Annotated in this window: 17 protein-coding genes; 4 read left to right on the forward strand and 13 right to left on the reverse strand. The window is 71.3% G+C overall.

The features are described 5' to 3' along the window. The first annotated feature begins 14 nt into the window (after nt 1–14). The gene (locus RN02_RS05975) at nt 15–437 is read left to right on the forward strand and encodes a hypothetical protein (protein WP_043313584.1); all 423 of its coding nucleotides are present in this window, start codon (nt 15–17) and stop codon (nt 435–437) included. A gap of 538 nt (nt 438–975) precedes the next feature. Here RN02_RS05975 and RN02_RS05980 read toward each other — a convergent pair. Further along, entirely contained in the window at nt 976–2,175 is a 1,200-nt protein-coding gene (locus RN02_RS05980; RefSeq protein ID WP_043313585.1) for a GGDEF domain-containing protein, read from the reverse strand. Between the two features lie 162 nt (nt 2,176–2,337). Between RN02_RS05980 and RN02_RS05985 the strand changes: the two genes are divergently transcribed. Together RN02_RS05985 and RN02_RS05990 are read left to right on the forward strand one after the other, a co-directional pair. After that, a complete protein-coding gene (locus RN02_RS05985) occupies nt 2,338–3,051 on the forward strand; it encodes a lipoate--protein ligase family protein (RefSeq protein ID WP_043313587.1) in 714 nt (237 codons plus the stop codon). A 68-nt stretch (nt 3,052–3,119) separates the two neighbouring features. Continuing rightward, nucleotides 3,120–4,934, forward strand: coding sequence for a monovalent cation:proton antiporter-2 (CPA2) family protein (locus RN02_RS05990; protein ID WP_043313588.1), 1,815 nt, complete (start codon nt 3,120–3,122; stop codon nt 4,932–4,934). A gap of 34 nt (nt 4,935–4,968) precedes the next feature. Here RN02_RS05990 and RN02_RS05995 read toward each other — a convergent pair whose 3' ends face one another. Genes RN02_RS05995 through RN02_RS06025 form a run of 7 tightly spaced genes read right to left on the reverse strand, consistent with a single transcriptional unit; the run spans nt 4,969 to nt 12,002 of the window. Then, complete coding sequence (locus tag RN02_RS05995; protein WP_043313589.1) at nt 4,969–5,166, reverse strand: hypothetical protein; 198 nt, start codon at nt 5,164–5,166, stop codon at nt 4,969–4,971. A gap of 47 nt (nt 5,167–5,213) precedes the next feature. Beyond that, nucleotides 5,214–6,848 (reverse strand): BatD family protein, encoded by a 1,635-nt coding sequence (locus RN02_RS06000; RefSeq protein WP_043313591.1) that lies wholly within the window; start codon nt 6,846–6,848, stop codon nt 5,214–5,216. Further along, nucleotides 6,845–8,602: a VWA domain-containing protein gene (locus RN02_RS06005; RefSeq protein WP_442965423.1), complete on the reverse strand. Its 1,758-nt coding sequence runs from the start codon at nt 8,600–8,602 to the stop codon at nt 6,845–6,847. The genes RN02_RS06000 and RN02_RS06005 overlap by 4 nt, the downstream gene beginning before the upstream one ends. Beyond that, nucleotides 8,587–9,597 (reverse strand): vWA domain-containing protein, encoded by a 1,011-nt coding sequence (locus RN02_RS06010; protein ID WP_043313593.1) that lies wholly within the window; start codon nt 9,595–9,597, stop codon nt 8,587–8,589. Before RN02_RS06010 ends, RN02_RS06005 begins: the two co-directional genes overlap by 16 nt. Next, the gene (locus RN02_RS06015) at nt 9,590–10,087 is read right to left on the reverse strand and encodes a DUF4381 domain-containing protein (protein WP_043313594.1); all 498 of its coding nucleotides are present in this window, start codon (nt 10,085–10,087) and stop codon (nt 9,590–9,592) included. Before RN02_RS06015 ends, RN02_RS06010 begins: the two co-directional genes overlap by 8 nt. After that, nucleotides 10,084–11,043 carry a DUF58 domain-containing protein gene (locus RN02_RS06020; protein WP_009621154.1) on the reverse strand — a complete coding sequence of 320 codons (960 nt, stop codon included), beginning with the start codon at nt 11,041–11,043 and terminating at the stop codon, nt 10,084–10,086. The genes RN02_RS06015 and RN02_RS06020 overlap by 4 nt, the downstream gene beginning before the upstream one ends. Further along, complete coding sequence (locus tag RN02_RS06025; RefSeq protein ID WP_009621155.1) at nt 11,043–12,002, reverse strand: AAA family ATPase; 960 nt, start codon at nt 12,000–12,002, stop codon at nt 11,043–11,045. The genes RN02_RS06020 and RN02_RS06025 overlap by 1 nt, the downstream gene beginning before the upstream one ends. Before the next feature lie 215 nt (nt 12,003–12,217). Between RN02_RS06025 and RN02_RS06030 the strand changes: the two genes are divergently transcribed. Then, nucleotides 12,218–14,113 (forward strand): filamentous hemagglutinin N-terminal domain-containing protein, encoded by a 1,896-nt coding sequence (locus RN02_RS06030; protein WP_082033723.1) that lies wholly within the window; start codon nt 12,218–12,220, stop codon nt 14,111–14,113. A 290-nt stretch (nt 14,114–14,403) separates the two neighbouring features. Here the strand turns inward: RN02_RS06030 and RN02_RS06035 are convergent, their stop codons facing one another. From RN02_RS06035 to RN02_RS06055, 5 genes are read right to left on the reverse strand one after another with little or no spacing between them, the layout of a single operon-like run. Then, nucleotides 14,404–15,282 (reverse strand): DUF1353 domain-containing protein, encoded by an 879-nt coding sequence (locus RN02_RS06035; protein ID WP_043313597.1) that lies wholly within the window; start codon nt 15,280–15,282, stop codon nt 14,404–14,406. Nucleotides 15,283–15,334: 52 nt separating this feature from the next. After that, nucleotides 15,335–16,261, reverse strand: coding sequence for a biotin-dependent carboxyltransferase family protein (locus RN02_RS06040; protein ID WP_043313598.1), 927 nt, complete (start codon nt 16,259–16,261; stop codon nt 15,335–15,337). Continuing rightward, nucleotides 16,258–16,971, reverse strand: coding sequence for a 5-oxoprolinase subunit B family protein (locus RN02_RS06045; RefSeq protein ID WP_043313600.1), 714 nt, complete (start codon nt 16,969–16,971; stop codon nt 16,258–16,260). Before RN02_RS06045 ends, RN02_RS06040 begins: the two co-directional genes overlap by 4 nt. Further along, nucleotides 16,968–17,720 (reverse strand): 5-oxoprolinase subunit PxpA, encoded by a 753-nt coding sequence (locus RN02_RS06050; RefSeq protein WP_043267388.1) that lies wholly within the window; start codon nt 17,718–17,720, stop codon nt 16,968–16,970. The genes RN02_RS06045 and RN02_RS06050 overlap by 4 nt, the downstream gene beginning before the upstream one ends. 25 nt (nt 17,721–17,745) lie before the next feature. Beyond that, on the reverse strand, nt 17,746–19,026 hold the full coding sequence (locus RN02_RS06055) for an MFS transporter (protein ID WP_052267652.1): 1,281 nt from the start codon (nt 19,024–19,026) through the stop codon (nt 17,746–17,748). Between the last annotated feature and the right edge of the window lie 201 nt (nt 19,027–19,227).

The raw sequence follows: 19,227 nt of genomic DNA on the forward strand, positions 1-19,227 counted from the left end.
CTGGAGGTGCGCCCGTGAAAGGCCGAATCCTCGCCCTCGCGGCCCTGCTCGCCCTGGCCGGTTGCGCCGGCCAGCAGCCCCACACGCAAGCCCCGGCGCCGGCCCCGCAACCCGGCGCCAGCGGCCAGCCGCCGGCGGCCCTGCCGTCGAACAAGCCGGCGCCGCGCACGGCCATCACGCCGAACCCGCAGAACCCTTCGAACAAGCCCCGCAGCACCCACACCCAGTTCGCCCCGCCGCCGGGCGGCAAGGGCCGCTGGGACCCGAACCTGGGCGTCTACGTGATCCAGGGGCAGAAGGACCTGTACTACCGCCAGCGCACCTACTACCACTGGGACGGCGCCTGGTACTGGGGCGTAAGCCCGCAGGGCCCCTGGACCGCCACCGATGCCAACGGCGTGCCGCCGGGGTTGAGCCGCCGCTACGCGCAGCCCTGAGGCGTAGGAGCGAGCTTGCTCGCGAATGGTGCTTCCCGGTAGCTGCGGTGTTTGGGTTGACTCCGCCCCCTCACCCCAGCCCTCTCCCAGAGGGAGAGGGGGCAGTCCCGAGCGAGCGGCGAGGCCGGAGTCATCCTGAAACGCCTACGCGGCTACCCGCCGCCGAGGCCGGCGAATCCAATCGCGGACGGAGTCCGCTCCTACATGGCAGGTAGGCACATCGTCGTAGGATGGTGTTGAGCGAAGCGATACCCATCACCACGGCCTCCCTGGAACCGTAGGGCGCATAACCGTTCGCGGTTATCCGCCGTTGGCTGGAACACCGGTGCCACCGATATCGGCGGATAACGCCGTAGGCGTTATGCGCCCTACGGGCTGGCAGTCACGACAGGGTATGAGGATGGCGCCTGACTTCCAGGCCGCTCAGGACAGCTCCCTCTCCCTTCAGGGAGAGGGTTGGGGAGAGGGCGCTCTTGAACCCAACATCTATAGCGCCGGGAAACCCCATTCGCGAGCAAGCTCGCTCCTACACAAAAGCTCACTCCAACGTCCCATGGGGCGCTGCATCCATCACCTCCACCCGGTTGCGCCCGCTGGCCTTGGCCCGGTACAGGGCCTGGTCGGCCGTGCTGTAGAGCCTTTCGTAGGTGCTCGACACGCCGCTGGCCAGGCCGGCGATGCCGAAGCTGGCGGTGAGGTAGAGCAGGCCGTCCTTCATCGGCAGCGGGGTGTCTTCCAGCAGCTTGCGCAGCTTCTCGGCGATCACCCGGGCCTGGGGCGCGGCGGTGTCCGGCAGCAGCAGGAGGAACTCCTCGCCGCCCAGGCGCGCCACGCTGTCGCTGCTGCGGGTGTGCTTGCGCAGCAGGGTGGCGGTGTGGCGGATCACCTCGTCGCCCAGCGGGTGGCCGTAGCGGTCGTTGATGAACTTGAAGTGGTCCAGGTCGATCATCAGCAGGCTCACCGGCATCGGCTGGCGGTCGCAGCGCGCCAGTTCCTGCTTCACCAACTGGTCGAACTGGCGGCGGTTGAACAGCCCGGTCAGCGGGTCGTGGCCGGCCAGGTATTCCAGCTGCAGGTTCTTCTCTTCCAGCTCCTTGCGCTGCCGGCGCAGGTGCTGGCGCTGGCGCAGGTTGCGCAGGTGGCCGAACCAGAGGATCTGCGACAGCAGCAGGCCGATGCCGCAGATGGTCAGGCCGCCCATCTGGTTGGACAGGCGCAACTGCGGGTCCGGCTGGGCCACTTCCATGGCCAGTTCGAAGGCGATGAACAGCGCGACGTAGAGCAGCGTGGCGAACACCGGGCGTAGCAGCAGAATCAGCGCCGTGGCCACCGCGCCCATGAGGAAGGGCGTGATGCTGCTGGTCACCTCCTGGTCGAAGCAGGTGATGACCAGGCCGAAGCCCAGCAGCACGCTGGCGCCCAGCAGCGCCAGCAGCTCGCAGTACCATGGCGGCGGCGCCTGCGGGCGCTGGCGGGCCTGCCAGGCGAGCAGGCCGAGGCCGAGCAGCAGCACGGCCACCACCGCGTGGGTGAGGATGATGTGCTGGCGCCAGCCGTCGAATTCCGGAAGGCTGCCCTGCAGGTTGAGCCAGAACACCAGGATGTGCACCAGGCCGAAGGGCACGGCCAGCAGCGCCAGCCAGGCCAGGCGCCTGAGGTTCTCCGTGGCCACCGGTCGCGCCAGGGAGCGGGCGAGCCGGAATTGCTGGCGAAGGCGTTGCGGGAACGGCTGGGACACGGGGCTCGTCCTGTGCGCGATGGCATCCGGCTATGAGCATAGCCATATGCCGCCAGGCTGTCCCGCCGCCTGCCGGGGGAGCGCGGCTTTTCGCTTGCAGCCTGGCCTGGCGGCTGGGCATAGTCCGCTACCTGTCAGGCAGCACGGCGAAAGGAGTAGGACATGGGCGAACGGGTACTGCGGTTTTCCGCACAGGACGGCCTGGATGCCGAACGCACCGCCCTGGACCAGGTGTTCAGCGGCCAGGCCGACAGCCGCCTGCTGTTCTGGCGCCCGCTGCAGCAGGCGCTGGTGATGCCGCGCCGGCTCAGCCGCCTGGCCGGTTTCGCCGAGGCCGAGGCGCGCTGCGCCGAACTCGGCTGGCCGATCGCCCTGCGCGACACCGGCGGCGAACCGGTGCCGCAGTCGCCGGCGGTGCTCAACGTCGCCCTGTGCTACGCGGTGCCCGATGGCGACAACGAGCAGACGCGCATCGACACCGCCTACCTGCGCCTGTGCCAGCCGCTCTGCGACTGGCTCGCGGCCATGGGCCTGGACGCCGGCGTGGGCGAGGTCGACGGCGCCTTCTGCGACGGCCGCTACAACGTCAACATCGGCGGCCGCAAGCTGGTCGGCACCGCCCAGCGCTGGCGCCGCCGGCAGAGCGACGGGCGCTACGTGGTGCTGGCCCACGGCGCCATCCTCATGGAGAACCAGCGCTCGGCCATGGCCGAGGTGGTCAACGCCTTCTACCGCGCCGTCGAGTTGCCGGCCGACATCCGTGGCACCAGCCACGTCGCGCTGGACGAACGGCACGCGCAGCCCTGGCAGCAGGTCGAAGCGCTCGCCGGGCAGTTCCAGCGCCACCTGATCGACCAGGGCCTGCCGCCGGTCTGATCGACACCCTTTCCGTTCCACCCGCCCGGCCGCGCGCCGGGCCTCATCCTGCCAAGGAGCGTTCCGGCATGGAGCATGGTTCCAACTATCTGCAATCGACGGTGGTCTTCCTCATCGCCACCGTCTTCATGGTGCCGCTGGCCAAGCGCCTGCAACTGGGCGCGGTGCTCGGCTACCTGCTGGCCGGGGTGCTGATCGGGCCTTCGGTGCTGCGCCTGATCGACGATCCGGAAAGCGTCGCCAGCCTGTCCGAGCTGGGCGTGGTGCTGCTGCTGTTCATCATCGGCCTGGAACTGTCGCCCAAGCGCCTGTGGGTGATGCGCAAGGCGGTGTTCGGCATCGGCCTGGCCCAGGTGCTGCTCACCGCGCTGGTGATCGGCGTGCTGGCGCACCTGGCCTTCGAGCTGCCGCTGAACACCTCGGTGGTGCTCGGCGGCGGTCTGGCGCTGTCGTCCACCGCCTTCGGCCTGCAGATCCTCGCCGAGCGCAAGGAGCTGGCCAGCCCCCACGGCCGCCTGGCCTTCGCCATCCTGCTGTTCCAGGACATCGCCGCCATCCCGCTGATCGCCGCCGTGTCGCTGCTCGGCGCGCGGGCCGACGAGGCCGCGCCGGGCGGCGATTGGCGCCACTTCCTCGAAGTGGTGGGGAGCATCGCCGTGGTGGTGGTCGGCGGGCGCTACCTGTTGCGCCCGGTGTTCCGCACGGTGGCGCGCACCGGCATGGCCGACCTGTCCACCGCCACCGCGCTGCTGGTGGTCGTCGGCACTGCCTGGCTGATGGAGCTGGCCGGGGTGTCCATGGGCCTGGGCGCCTTCCTCGCCGGCCTGCTGCTGGCCGACTCGGAGTACCGCCACGAGCTGGAATCGCAGATCGAGCCGTTCAAGGGCCTGCTGCTGGGGCTGTTCTTCATCAGCGTGGGGATGAGCGCCGACCTCGGCCTGCTGCTGCATTCGCCGCTGCTGGTGCTGGGCCTGACGCTGCTGCTGATCGGCCTGAAGCTGCCGCTGCTGTACCTGCTCGGGCGCCTCACCGGCGGCCTCGACGGCCATTCGGCGCTGCGCCTGGGCATCGTCCTGGCGGCCGGCGGCGAGTTCGCCTTCGTGGTGTTCAAGCTGGCCCGCGCCGAAGGGCTGCTGGACGCCAACCTGCACAGCCTGCTGGTGCTGTGCATCACCCTGTCGATGGCGGTGACGCCGCTGCTGGTGCTGCTGGCCGCGCGCCTGGTGCAGCCCAAGCCGGAGCCGGTGCGCGAGGCGCCGGAGGAATACAAGCGCATCGAGGGCGATGCGCCGCGGGTGGTGATCGCCGGCATGGGCCGCATGGGCCAGGTGGTCGCGCGGATCATGCGCGCCCAGCGCGTGCCCTTCATCGCCCTGGACACCTCGGTGGACACCATCGAGCTGAGCCGCAGCTACGGCAGCATCCCGATCTTCTACGGCGACCCGCTGCGCCCGGAAATCCTCCGCGCGGCCCAGGTGGACAAGGCCGAGTTCTTCGTCGTCGCCACCGACGACCCGCAGACCAACATCGATACCGCGCGCCTGGTGCGCAAGCTCTATCCGCACGTGAAGATCATCGCCCGGGCGCGCAACCGCCAGCACGTCTACCACCTGCTCGACGCCGGGGCCAGCCCGGTGCGCGAGCTGTTCCACTCCAGCCTGGAGATGAGCCGGCGGGTGCTGGTGGAAATGGGCCTTTCCGAGGAGCAGGCGCTGGCGCGCATCCGCCGCTTCCGCCGCCACGACGAGGAAGTGCTGATGGCCCAGTACAAGGTCTACGACGACGCCGCGGCGGTGATCCAGACCGCCCGCGAGGCGCGCCAGGAACTGGAGACGCTGTTCGAGGCCGACCAGTTGGAAGACCGCGGCGTCGGCAAGCCCTGAGCGGGTTGGGCGCTACGGATGGACCGGCCGCGCTTTAGCCGCGCATGCGGCGGCGCGGCGGTTCGTCGATGCGGATGGGCTCGCCGGGCGAGCGCAGGTCGGCGTGGGCCAGGCGCGAACCGCCGGGGCCGTCCAGCGGCTGCTGCGGCGGGGCCGCGGGGTCGGCCTGGGCGCCTCGGGCCAGCAGGCCGCAGAGCGGCAGGGTGGCGAGCCGGCACGGGCGTTCGGCCATGGGTCTGCCTCTTGCCAGGGAGTTTTCCTCAGCCTGGCCGGCATGGCTCAGCGCGGGTAGAGCGGTGGCAGGCTGTTGCCCTCGGCCGTCGCCGCGCTGCCGCCTTCCGCGGCGGGCAGGGTGCGGATCGCCCGCCAGAGGTCCTCGCCTTCCCAGTTGTGGCCGCCCTCGCTGTCGCTGTAGAGCGCGCCGTTGAGGCCGTCCATGGCGTCGGACAGCGGCACGAAGCGCGCCGCCATGTCGGCCAGGGTTTCCGGCTGCTGGCGCGCCCAGGCGTCGAGGGCCTGGCGGGTGGCGTGGGGGTCGTTGGCCTGGCAGCAGCGGCGCAGTTCGTCGAGCAGGGTGCGGGCGCTGGGCGCGTTGGCCGCGGCGCGGACGATGGCCGGCTGGCGCCGGGCGCGCCACCAGAGACCGAAGCCGAGCAGGCTGGTCAGGGCCAGCAGCAGGGTCGCCAGTTGCCACGGCCAGAGGCGCTGGCCGTCGCTGCTCACGGCGCCTTCCAGGGGCGCCGGGGGCGGGGCCGCCAGCTGCGGGTTGGCGCCGACGTCCAGGCTGCGGCCGGGCAGGGTGGTGTGCTCCAGGCGGTCTTCCTGGGTGTTCCACCAGGTGATCTCGATGTCCGGCAGGCTCAGCTGGCCGGCCTGCTCCGGGATCAGGGCCTGGCGCTCCTCGCGGCTGCCGATCACTCCCTGGTCGCCCTGTTCCTCGGCCAGCTGCGGCTGGTCGGGGTAGTGCCGCAGCCCGGCCGGCAGGGCCTGGGGCAGCGGCGGCAGCTGGGCGCTGGAGAGGCCTTCCACGCGCAGCATCAGGTTGCGCGTCAGGGCTTCGCCGGCCTTCGCCTGCTCCGGCTGCGGCGCCCAGCTTTCGCTGAGGCTGACGGCGCGGGCCGGCAGCCAGGGCGCGTCGGCCGGGTAGTCGGCGGGCTTGGGCTTCACTTCCAGGGGAATCTCCGGCGAACTCACCCGCAGGCGCTTGCCAGGCAGCACGCCGAAGGTGTCGCCGGGGTTGTTGCGCGCCACCCGGGTGGCGCTGAAGTTCAGCGCCGGGATGGTCAGCTCGCCGCTGTGCTGCGGGAAGATCGCGAAGCGCACCTCGATGACGCCGTGGCGCACGCCGTTGATTTCCTTCTCGTAGGTGCGCGGCTGGCCGAGCTGCTCGACCTTGGCGTCGTCGATCTGCAGCGGGCTGAGGCTGCTGTCGTCGTACAGCGACACCGAGTGGTAGATGCGCAGGGTGAGGATGGCCTGGGCCTGCACGTAGACCGACTCGTGGTCGAGGCTGGCGTCGATGAACACTGGCGAGAGTTTCTGCTGCTCGTCCGCGTCCTCGGCCTTGAGCACTTGCAGGCCGATCGGCTGGGTCTGGCTGTTGCCCATGCGCAGCGCCGGTATCTGCAGGGCGCCGCTGCGGGTGGGGCGCAGGGTGATGATCCAGCGCGTGGTGGCCTGGGCCTGGCCGTCGAGGGTGGTCAGGCGGTTGACCTGGCGGGTGCCGAGGATTTCGAAGGCGTCGCCCAGGGGCGTGAGGTCCGGCTTGCCGAACTGCGTGGGGTCGTCGGACTCCAGCGTCAGGTCCAGGCTCTCGCCCTCGGTCAGGCGCGCGCGGTCGACGCTGGCGGTGAAGCTGGCCTGCGCCTGGAATGCGAGCAGGCTGAGCAGGATCAGGCAGATCATCCGTTTCATGGCAGGTTTTCCTGGCGCTGCTGCTGTTGGTACCAGAATTTGCGGCGCAGCAGTTCGGAGGGTTCGTCGGGAATCTGCCGCAGCCACTGTTCCAGGGCCTGGCGGCTTTCGTCGCTGAGCTTCCCTTCGTCCGCCGTGGGGGCGGGGAGTTCCGTCGAATCGGCGGGCGGCTCGTCGTCCGGGCCGGCGGCCTGCAGGCGCTCGGCGCTGGCCTGCTGGCGGTTCTGCAGGGCCGCCGAGGGGCGCGTGGGCCGTTCTTCCAGGTTCTGCTGCTCCGAAGGCTTGGCCGCTGCCGTCGGCGCCGGCTCGGTTTCGCCGCTGCGGCTGGCCTGGGAGGCATTGGGGCGCTGCTGGGCGGCGTCCTGCTCGCGCTGGCGCAGCAGGTCCTCCAGCAGCGCCTTGTTGCGCTGGGCCTGTTGCAGGCCGGGCTGCAGTTCCAGCGCCCGCTCGTAGGCGTCGATGGCGGCCTCGTACTGCTCGGCGCGGGCCAGGGCGTTGCCGCGGTTGTAGTGGTCGGCGGCGCTGTCGCCCAGGGCGAAGGCGTGGGCCGCGCCGTCGTAGTCGCCGGCCTGGTAGAGGGCCAGGCCGCGCCAGCGGAAGTCGGCAAAATGCCGGGCGGCGTCGGCCGGGCGCTGCTCGGCGAGCAGGCGCTGGCCCTGCTGGTCGGGGCGCAGCCAGAGGTCGGCGAACTCGAAGGCCATGGCCGGTTGCGGCGCGCCCAGCCACAGCGGCAGCAATAATGGCAGGCTGAACAGCCAGCCGCGGCGGCCGGCGCAGGCGGCCAGCAAGAGCAGCGGCAGGAGCAGCCAGTAGCCCTGGTCGGCCCAGCGCTGCAGGCGCAGCACGGCGTCGTTGCCGGCGGCTTCCAGGCCGCGGTTGGCGTCCAGCAGGCCGAGGGCCCTGAGGTCGCGGTCGCTGGCGCCCAGGCGCTGGTAGCTGGCGTCGAGGCTGGCGGCGAACTGGCGCAGCCCGGCCTCGTCGAGGCGCGGCAGGAGGATGCCGCCCTGGTCGTCCTTCAGGTAGGTGCCGTCTTCCTGCGGGATGGGCGCGCCGCCGGCAGTGCCCACGGCGAGGATGGCGAAGTCCCGGCCGTGGCCATGCAGGGCCTGGCGGATGCCCTGCCGTTCGCTTTCCTCCAGCCCGCCGGTGAGCAGCAGCAGGCGCCCGTTGCCCTGGGCGCCCTGGTCGAGCAGGCGGCGCGCCTGCTGTACGGCGAGGTCGGCGCGCTGCCCCGGCTCGGGCATGATCGACGGCTTGAGCGCATCGAGCAGGTTGCGCGCGGTGAACAGGTCGTTGGACAGCGGCACCAGGGTGTGGGCGCTGCCGGCGTAGACGACGATGGCGGTCTGCGCGTCGGGGCGCGCGCGCAGCAGGTCGAGGAGCTTGCGCCGGGCCTGTTCCAGGCGGCTGGGCGGCAGGTCGCCGGCGAGCATCCGCGGCGTCAGTTCGAGGATCACCACCAGCGGGTCGCTGCGCTGCATGGCCGGCTGCTCGACGCGCTCCCAGCTCGGCCCGAGCAGCGCCAGCACCGCCAGCAGCCAGGCCAGGCCCAGGTACAGCCAGGGGCGGCGGTCCGGGCGGCCGCTGCCGCCCTGCAGCAGCCAGGGGTGGAAGGCCGCCGGCAGCAGCAGTTGCCAGCGCCCGGCGCGGCGCTGGCGGTGCAACAGCTTCCACAGCAGCCAGGCGAGCAGCGGCAACAGCAGCAGCCAGCCGGGGTAGAGCAGGTGCGGCCAGAGGCTCATGGACGCCTCCACGGCCAGCGCCAGTGCTGCGCCGGCCAGAGTTCCGCGGCCACCAGCAGCAGGCTCAGCAGCAGCGCGGCGGCCAGCGGCCAGTGGTAGAGCGCCAGGGCCGGGCGCGCCTGGGTGGGCTTCTGCGTCACCGGTTCGAGGCTGTCCAGGGTGCTGGAGACGGCCTCCAGCTCGGCGCCGTTGCGGGCGCGGAAGTATTCGCCGCCGGTGAGGCCGGCGATCGCCTTCAGGGTGGCTTCGTCCAGGTCCAGGCCGGGGTTGAGGCCGAGCATGCCGAGCACGCCGCCGGGCTGCGGATCGGCGCCGATGCCGATGGTGTAGATCTTCACGCTCTCCTCGGCAGCCAGGCGCGCGGCGGTCAGCGGCGGGATCTCGCCGGCGGTGTTGGCGCCGTCGGTGATCAGCACCAGCACGCGGCTTTGCGCCGGGCGCTGGCGCAGGCGCTTGACGGCAAGGCCGATGGCGTCGCCCAGGGCGGTGTCCTTGCCGGCGATGCCGATCAGCGCCTCGTCCAGCCAGACGCGCACGGTGTGGCGGTCGAAGGTCAGCGGCGCCTGCAGGTAGGCCTTGCTGCCGAACAGGATGAGGCCGACGCGGTCGCCGCGGCGCGCCTCGATGAAGTCGCCGAAGAGCTTCTGCACCAGGTTCAGGCGGCTGATCTCGCTGCCCTGCCAGGTGAGGTCGGCGGTGTCCATGGAGCCGGAGACGTCCACCGCCAGCAGCAGGTCGCGGCCGCTGGCGGGGATCGGCAGCGGCTCGCCGACCCACTGCGGGCGCGCCGCCGCCAGCAGCAACAGCAGCCAGAGCAGCACGAAGGGCGCCTGCAGGCGCCAGGCCGGCAGTTGCGCGCGGGCGCGGCGGCCGGCCAGGCCTTCGAGTTCGGCGAGGAAGCTGACCTTCAGCGCTGCCTCGCCGCTGTCGGCCGGCGGCAGCAGCACGCGCAGCAGCCAGGGCAGCGGGGCGAGCAGAAAGACCCAGGGCCAGGCGAACTCAAACATGCTTGCGCACCCAGGTTTCCACGGCGGCGGCGAGGCCGTCGATGGCCTTGTCGTCGAGCTTGCATTCGGCGCGGTAGCCGCCTTCCACGAGGATCATCCAGCGTGTCAGGCCGGCGGCCGGGCAGCGGTTGTCGAGGAACGCCAGCCAGGCGCGGCCGCTCAGAGTGTGGCAGCTGTCGTCCGGCCAGCGCGCCCGCGACAGGCGCTTGAGCAGGGCGTTCTGCGCCTGCAGCCAGGGGCCGGCGGGGGCGCCGCCGTAGGGCCGCGGCAGGCGCGCCAGTTCTTCCAGGGCGGCGACGCGGATGGGCTCCAGCGGCGCTTCCGCCGGAACTGGCGCGCGGCGGCGCGGCAGCAGGCGGTGGCGCCAGCGCCACAGCGCCCAGGCCAGCGGCGGCAGCAGCGCGGCCAGCAGCCACCAGCCCGGCGCCGGCGGCCACCAGGGCACGGCGGCGGGCTGGATCAGCGGTTCCAGGGCGTCGAGGGGATTCACGGGCGTTTCCCCGCGGCGGGCTGTTCGAGTTGGTCGAGCAGTTGCTCGACCAGGTCCAGCTGGGTGCTCAGCGGCAGCAGTGGCACGCCCAGGCGCTGGCTGACCCGCGCCCAGCGCTCGCGGCGCGCCTCGCCCAGGGCGCGGTAGGCCAGGCGCTGTTCGTCGACGTGGGTGTCCACTTCGAGCAGGGCCTGGCCTTCGGCGAAGCGCATCAGCCCGGCGGCCGGCAGGGCGTGGTCGAGCGGGTCGGACACCGGCAGCAGGACCAGGTCGGTGTGCCGCGCCAGCAGGCCCAGCTGCTGCTCGGCCAGGTCGCCCTGGGGCGAGTGGGCGAGGGCGCGTTCGTCGCAGACGATCATCACCAGGCTGCCCGGCCGCAGCACCTCGCGGGCGCGGCGCAGGGCCAGGCCGAAGTTGTCGCCGGAGGACGCCGCGGCGCCGTCGGTGAGCAGCGCGTGGTTGGCGCGGACGATCAGGTTGAGCAACTGCAGCTGGCTCTGCTTGCTGCGCCGCGGCTTGATCTCGTGGGTGTCGTGGTCGCTCAGCACCAGGCCGCCGATGCGGTCGTTGTGGGCCAGCGCGGCCCAGCCGAGCAGGGCCGCGGCGCGCGCGGCCAGCACCGACTTCAGGCACAGGCCGGAGCCGAAGAAGGTCCGCCGGCTCTGCTCGACGAGGACGAACACCGGGCGCTCGCGCTCCTCGTGGAACAGCTTGGTGTGCGGCTCCTGGGAGCGCGCGGTGACGCGCCAGTCGATGGTGCGCACGTCGTCGCCGGGCTGGTACACGCGCACCTGGTCGAAGTCCACGCCGCGCCCGCGCAGGCGCGAGTGGTGCAGGCCGATCAGCGGGCTGCGCCGGGCCGGGGTGGAGAACAGCTGCACCTCGCGCAGGCGATGGCGCATGTCGATCAGCTCTTGCAGGCTGACCGTCACGCCGTTGCTGGCGGTGTCCGGCATCAGGCCACGGCGACCACGTCGAGGATGCGCTGGACCACGCGGTCCTGGTCGATCCCCGCGGCTTCCGCCTCGAAGGAGAGGATCAGGCGGTGGCGCAGCACGTCGAACAGCACCGCCTGGATGTCCTCGGGGCTGACGAAGTCGCGCCCGGCCAGCCAGGCGTGGGCGCGGGCGCAGCGGTCCAGGGCGATGGAGCCGCGCGGGCTGGCGCCGTAGGCGATCCACTCGGCCAGCTCGGCGTCGAATTTGGCTGCGGTGCGGGTGGCCATGACCAGCTGCACCAGGTATTCCTCCACCGCGTCGGCCATGTACAGGCCGAGGATTTCCTTGCGCGCGGCGAAGATCGATTCCTGGGTCACCTGGCGCTCCGGCCGCGTCTCGCCGTTGAGCGCCTCGCCACGGGCCTGCTGGAGGATGCGGCGCTCCACCGAGGCTTCCGGGTAGCCGATCTTCACGTGCATCAGGAAGCGGTCGAGCTGGGCCTCGGGCAGCGGGTAGGTGCCTTCCTGCTCGATGGGGTTCTGGGTGGCCATCACCAGGAACAGCGGCGGCAGGTCGTAGGTGCTGCGGCCGATGCTGACCTGGCGCTCGGCCATGGCTTCCAGCAGCGCCGACTGCACCTTGGCCGGGGCGCGGTTGATCTCGTCGGCCAGCACCAGGTGGTGGAAGATCGGCCCCTGCTGGAAGCAGAAGGTGCCGTTTTCCGGGCGATAGATCTCGGTGCCGGTGATGTCCGCCGGGAGCAGGTCGGGGGTGAACTGGATGCGATGGAACTCGGCCTCCAGGCCTTCGGCGAGGTCCTTGATGGCCTTGGTCTTGGCCAGCCCGGGCGCGCCTTCCACCAGCAGGTGGCCGTCGGCGAGCAGGGCGATGAGCAGGCGCTCGACGAGCTTTTCCTGGCCGAGGATCTGGCTGGAGAGGAAATGTCGCAACGCGAGGAGCGACTCACGGTGTTCCATCGAATGCGGGTTCCTGGAATGGGGAAGGCGGCGTGCCGGGGCCGCCGGGGGCATTACTTTACTGCATCGGCGCAGGCGCGTGCAGGGTGGCGTGGCGCTGCCGCGCGGCTCCCTGGTTCCACGGGCCGACGAGGAGGCTTCCCACGGCACAAGGACGCGTTTCCGAAGCGCACTGCCACTAATTTGGGAAGCTCCTCATGGACAACGTGGAGTAGATGGACATGGAACGCAATGCTCTGCATTTCCCGGCCGTCCTGGCCGGCCTGCTGTTCTTCGCTCACCCGCACGCCGCGGCCGCGCCGCTGAGCCTGGCCCCCGGTTCCGGCAACGCCGGCCTGGGTTCCGCCGGCAACGGCGTGCCCGTCGTCAACATCGCCACCCCCAACGCCAATGGCCTGTCGCACAACAAGTTCGGCCAGTTCAACGTCGGCCGCGAAGGCCTGATCCTCAACAACTCGCCGGGCGGGGCGCAGTCGCAGCTGGGCGGCGCCATCGCCGGCAACCCCAACCTGGGCAAGGGCGCGGCGCGCAAGATCCTCGGCGAGGTCACCGGCGGCAGCCCCTCGCAGTTGCTGGGCGCCATCGAGGTCGCCGGGCCGGGCGCGTACTTCATCCTCGCCAACCCCCACGGGGTGACCTGCAACGGCTGCGGCTTCATCAACATGCCGCGGGCCACCCTGACCACCGGCAAGCCGATATTCGACGGCGAGCGCCTGGCGGGCTACGACGTCGACGGCGGGCACATCGGCATCGAAGGCGCCGGGCTCGACGCCCGCCAGGTGGGGCGCTTCGAGCTGATCACCTGCAGCGCCACGCTCAATGCCGCGCTGCATGCGCAGCAGCTCGACGTGGTGGCCGGGCGCAACCGCGTGGACGGCGAAAGCCTGGCGGCCAGCGCCAAGGCCGACGATGGCCGCCCGCGGCCGCGCCTGGCCATCGACAGCTCGGCGCTGGGCGGCATGTACGCCAACGCCATCCGCCTGGTCGGCACCGAGCAGGGCGTGGGCGTGAAGCTGGCCGGGGAACTGGCCGCCAGCGCCGGCGACATCCGCATCGACGCCAACGGCCGCCTGGAGCTGGCGCGCCTGCAGAGCGCCGGCGGCGTGCGCCTGAAGGCCGGGGACATGCACCTGAGCGGGCCGGTCAGCGCAGGGGGCGACACCGAGCTGTGGGCTTCCGGGAGCCTGACCAACCAGGGCCGGCTGGACAGCGCCGGCGGCCTGTTCATGCGCCTGGGCGGTGGCCTGGTCAACCGGGGCGGCGAGCTGCGCGCCCAGAGCATGGACCTGAGCCTGGCCGGGGCGCTGGACAACAGCCGGGGGCTGATCGAAAGCCGCGGCGGCCTGCGCCTGCACGCCGCGTCCCTGAGCAACGGCCAGGGACGCATCCGCGCCCGTGGCTGGGAGGGCGGCACCGACATTGGCATCGGCGGTGTGCTGGACAACCGCAACGGCAGCCTGGAGACCTACGCCCGCGACCTCAAGCTGCGCAGCGGCAGCCTGCTCAACGACAACGGCTGGGTCTGGCACGGCGGCAACGGCCGCTTCGGCATCGACCTGGCGCAGCTGGGCCTGGCCGGCGGCCGCTTCGTCACCCGTTCCGTGCTGCACATCAAGCGCGACCACTGGCTCAACAACAGCAGCCTGCAGGCCCGCGAGCTGATCCTGGAGGTGGGTGAGCTGGAGCAGGGCGCCAGCGGGCGCCTGAACGGCACCCTCGGTGTGCGCGGCAGCGGCCACGACTGGCGCAATGCCGGGTTGATCGCCAGCGAGTCCGGGCTGTCGCTGGAGCTGAGCGGGCGCTACAGCGGCAGCGGCCGGTTGCTCAGCCAGGATGGCCTGAGGCTCAGTGCCGACTCTCTGGAGCTGGAGCGCGGTGGCAGCCTGATCAGTGGGATGTATGCCCAGCTCGATATCCGCAACGCGTTCGTCAACCACGGCACTCTCCTGGCCTATGACGAGATCTGGCTGAATGCCGGGCGGTTGGTCAACTACGGGGTGCTGGGCAGCGGCTCCGAGTTGTACCTGGACGTGGGTAGCCTGGAGGATGAAGGGAACATGTTCAGCAATGGCGATGTGGAGTCGCATATTCCCTGGAAGTGGACGCTCTAGATCGGGGCTCCGAGCCTGATGCCGTTTCTCTGCCCGGGAGAAGCGGCCCCGTAGGATGGGTTGAGCGAAGCGATACCCATCACCCTGGCCCGATGGGTATCGCAAGCTCAACCCATCCTACGAAAAGCACCTCGGCGCGGCCTGCAAGACAGCTGCAGGGAAGCACGGGCGTAGGAGCGGACTCCGTCCGCGATTGGATTCACCGGCCACACCGGACGCTCCGGTGGCACGAACGGCCCCCTCTCCCGCTGTGGGAGAGGGTTGGGGTGAGGCCCCCCGGAAAGGGACGCTTAGCCCTTGCCCGAATGAACCGCATCAGGCACCCCGAACCGGGCCTCCCCCACTGGCCCGGCGGCTGCGCCGGGGATCGGCGTCAGGCAGCGCAGCGGGCTGTTGCCGTTGCGCACCTGGCGCATCTTCGGCGCGCCGCCGAGCACCACCGCCAGGTAATAGACCCAGGCCAGCGGGCGGGGCATGCCGGCATTGCGCAGCATCCGCAGGAACAGGCGGTCGGCGCTGGCCTTGCCTAGCGGCGAGACGTTGAGGAACTGGTAGAGCGCGTCGTGCACCAGGCTGGCATGGTGCGCCACCGGCCAGAATACTTGCCTGCGGCGGATTTCGCCGTCGCGGATGCAGGCCACGTCTTCCAGGTGCTCCCACCAGTCCGGGGTGCCGAAGATCGCCAGCCAGTAGAAGGGCACCTTCGGCGAACAGCCATCCCAGGCGTAGGTGCGCGGCCGGTCGAAGTGGTAACGCACCTCGCCGCGGGCCAGGTCGACCTCGCTGTGCCCGGGGTTGACGATGATGCGCCCGTCGTGGATCACCAGCCATTCGCTATAGAAGAAGCGGCCGCGGGCCTCTTCGCAGAACACCGTCAGCGGGAAGTCGATGTAGTTGACCCAGGGGCCGGGCCTGTCGCGGCTGCAGAAGCCCCAGCGCTCCACCGAGGCTGCCCGCGCGGCACGCACACGCCGCAGGCGTTCGCGGCGGCCGACCAGTTGCGGCAGCAGCACGCCCAGGTACACCGGCAAGGCGCCGGCCAGCAGGTATTGCAGCAACAGCGGCTGCAGCAGCCAGGCCAGGCCCAGCAGGAGCAGGCCCAGGGCGGTGACCAGCAGGTTGGCGAGGTGGCGCAGCAGCGGGCGCTGCAACGGGGGAACGGCTTGCATGGCATCCTCCGTGATGTCGAGGATGCCATTGTGCCATTATCGTTGGCCGGCTTCAGTCGACCTGTCGCCATTGCGCCAGCAGTTGCCGGTGCGCCGCCAGCGCCGCGGGCTGCACGCTGGGCCGCAGGCGCAGCTCGGCGCCCGGCAGGCATTGCGCCAGGCGCGCCAGGGCCCTGGGGCTGAGGGCGCCCAGGCGCGGGTAGCCGCCGATGGTCTGGCGGTCGTTGAGCAGCACGATCGGCTGGCCGTCCGGCGGCACCTGCACGGCGCCCAGGGGGATGCCCTCGGAGATCATTGGCCAGCCCAGGTACTGCAGCGCCGGGCCGAGCAGGCGCATGCCCATGCGGTCGGCGCGCTGGTCGAGGGTCCAGGTGGCGTCGAAGGCGTCGAACAGGCTCTGCCCGGCGAAGTCGCCGGCCTGGGCGCCGAGCACCAGTTCCAGCTCCGCCGGGCCGTCGTAGCGCGGTTGCTGGTGGGCCTGCATATGGCGCTGCGGGGGTGTTCCGCCGGCGGCGCGCAGTTCGTCGCCGGCCATCAGCGGCTTGCCCTGGCCGTCGAGGCCGCCGAGCCCTTCGCGGACGACGGTGGCGCAGCTGCCCAGCACCGCTTCGCCGAGGAAACCGCCGGGCGCCGCCAGGTAGGCGCGGGCACCGCTGCGCGGCTGGATGAAGGCCAGGCGTTGCCCGCTGCGCAGTTCGAAGGCCTGCCAGGGCGCCAGCGGTTGGCCGTCGACTTCTGCCGCCAGGTCCGCGCCGGCCAGGGCCAGGCGCACGTCGGCATGGGCGCGCAGGGTCACGCCGCCCAGGGGAATCTCCAGCACCGCCGCGTCCAGGCGGTTGCCCAGTAGCCAGTTGGCCCAGGCCTGGGCTTCCCAGTCCAGGGCGCCGCCCTGGGTCACGCCCAGATGGCGCACGCCGAAGCGGCCGCCGTCCTGCAGCTGGGCCAGCGGGGTGCTCTTTTCCACGTGGAGGATTTTCATGCCTGGCCCTCCTCGGCGGGCATGGGCGTGTCGTCGCCGCCCAGGCGGATGAATTCGGCGTGGTCGATGGCCTCGAAGCGCACCCGGTCGCCGGGTTGCAGCAGGCTGTAGCCGTCGCGCCCGCGGTCGAACAGGCGCGCCGGGGTGCGCCCCAGCAGGTTCCAGCCGCCAGGGGAGGCCAGCGGGTAGGCGGCGGTCTGGCGCTCGGCGATGCCGACGCTGCTGGCGGCGACGCGCTGCCGCGGGGTGGCCAGGCGCGGGGTGGCCAGGGCCGGCTCGACCAGGCCCATGAAGGCGAAGCCCGGAGCGAAGCCGAGGGCGAACACCTGGTAGGCGCGGCCGCTGTGGCGGCGGATCACCTCGGCCACGGCCAACCCGGTGTGCCGCGCCAGGCGCGCCAGGTCGGGGCCGACGCTGGGGTCGTACCACACCGGCAGCACCTGCTCGCGGCTGTTCTCCCCGGCCAGCGGCCGCAGGCCGTCGAGGGCGGCGAACAGGCGCTCGCGGATCGCCAGCGGCTCCAGCCGCAGCGGGTCGAAGCGCAGCATCAGGGTGGTATAGGAAGGCACCAGCTCCAGCAACTCGTCGCCGAAGACTGCGCGCAGGCGCTGCGCGGCGGCCAGCAGCCAGGGCATGTTGGCTTCGTCGATGGCGTCGAACAGGCGCAGCATGTAGCTGTCCAGGGCGACCACTTCCAGGCGCGGCCTCATGCCGGCACCAGGGCGCCGAGGGCGGCGCGCAGCTGGCGCACGGCTTCCACCGAGCCGGGGTTGTCGCCGTGCACGCAGATGCTGTCGGCGCGCAGGCGCAGCGCGCTGCCGTCGCTGGCGCCGAGCGCCTCGCCGCGGGCCAGGGTCAGCGCCTGGGCGATCACCTGGCGGCTGTCGTGGTGTACCGCGCCGGGCAACTGGCGCGAGACCAGGTGGCCTTCGGCGGTGTAGGCGCGGTCGGCGAAGGTCTCGAACCACAGGCGCAGGCCGAACTCGGCGGCCATGGCCAGGGCGCCGTGGTTATCGCGGGTGGACAGCAGCATCAGCGGCAGCCCGCGGTCGTAGGCCGCGACCGCGCGCATCACCGCGCGCAGTTGCTCGGGCTTGCGCATCATGTCGTTGTACAGCGCGCCGTGCGGCTTGACGTAGCTCACCCGGGCGCCCTGGGCGCGGCAGATGCCGTCGAGGGCACCGATCTGGTAGTGCAGCATGTCCTCGATCTCCTGCGCGCTGCATTCCAGCGAGCGACGGCCGAAGCCGAGCAGGTCGGGGTAGCCGGGGTGGGCGCCGATGCGCACGTCGTGCTCCAGCGCCAGGGCCACGGTGCGGCGCATGCTGCCGGGGTCGCCGGCGTGGTAGCCGCAGGCGATGTTGGCGCAGTCGATGTACGGCATGACCTCGGCGTCCAGGCCCATTTTCCAGGCGCCGAAGCTTTCGCCGATGTCGCAGTTGAGCAGGGGGAGGTGCATGGTCGTCCTCGTAGGTCGCTGCGGCTCAGGGTTCCAGCTGCTTGCCGCGGGTTTCCGGCAGGCTCAGGGCGGCGAGGATGACCACGCCGTAGGACACCGCGGCGAAGCCGCCGATGCCCAGGCCCAGCGGCACGTGCTGGCTGATCATGCCGATGAGCATGGGGAAGAGCGCGGCGATGGCGCGCCCGGCGTTGTAGCAGAAGCCCTGGCCCGAGCCGCGGATGCGGGTGGGGAAGAGTTCGGTGAGGAAGGCGCCCATGCCGCTGAAGATGCCCGAGGCGAAGAAGCCCAGGGGGAAGCCCAGCCAGAGCATGGCCGCGTTGGCGATCGGCAGCTGGGTGTAGAGCAGCACCACGATGAAGGAGCCGACCGCGAACAGGATGAAGTTCTTCTTGCGCCCCAGCAGGTCGGTGAGGAAGGCGCTGACCACATAGCCGACGTAGGAGCCGAGGATGACCATGGCCAGGTAGCCGCCGGTGCCGAGCACGCTGAGGTGGCGCTCGGTCTTCAGGTAGGTCGGCAGCCAGGAGGTGATGGCGTAGTAGCCGCCCAGGGCGCCGGTGGTGAGCAGCGAGGCGCGCAGGGTGATGCTGAGCATGCCGGGGGCGAAGATTTCGTGGAAGCTGGTCTTTTCGTCGCTTTCCAGGGCCTTGGCGCGCTGGTAGACCTCCGGCTCCTTGACCAGGCGCCGGACGAACAGCACGAACAGCGCCGGCAGCAGGCCGAGGAGGAACAGCGCGCGCCAGGCGTACTCGGGCGGCAGCACGCTGAACAGCAGGGCGTAGAGCAGGGCGGTGACGCCCCAGCCCAGCGCCCAGCCGGACTGCACCAGGCCCACCGCCTTGCCGCGGTCGCGGGCGCGGATCACCTCGCCGATCAGCACCGCGCCGGCGGTCCACTCGCCGCCGAAGCCGAAGCCCATCAGGGTGCGCGCGATCAGCAACTGCTCGTAGTTCTGCGCCAGCCCGCAAAGGAAGGTGAAGAAGGCGAACCACAGCACCGTCAACTGCAGGGTGAGGACGCGGCCGATGCGGTCGGAGAGAATGCCGGCAACCCAGCCGCCGGCGGCGGAGGCCAGCAGGGTGAGGGTGTGGATCAGGCCCGCCTCGCCGGTGCCGATGCCCCACAGGGCGATCAGCGTGGGAATGACGAAGCTGAGCATCTGGGTATCCATGCCGTCCAGGCCGTAGCCGATCTTGCAGCTCCAGAAGGTCCGTCGTTCCTGCTTGTCCAGGTCACGGTACCAGCCGAAATAGCTGCCGCTGCTCACGTCGAGGGGGACGGCCGGGCTCGCCTGCTTTTCCATGGGGGATCTCCGCTCTTGCGTTCTTGGAATTGTTCTAGCGGCCGGTACCACATCTCGCCGTCGCCTGGGCCGGGATTCTTCGAGGCGCGGGGGCATGCGTCCAACTAATTTATGCGGTCGCCGGTGACAAGAATTTCCGATACCCGCCCCTGGCGCGGCATTCGCGGCGCCGGCGGGGCGGGGGTATGCTTGCGCGTCCCC

Source organism: Pseudomonas sp. PI1 (genome assembly GCF_000812405.1).
GTDB classification, from domain to species: domain Bacteria; phylum Pseudomonadota; class Gammaproteobacteria; order Pseudomonadales; family Pseudomonadaceae; genus Pseudomonas; species Pseudomonas citronellolis.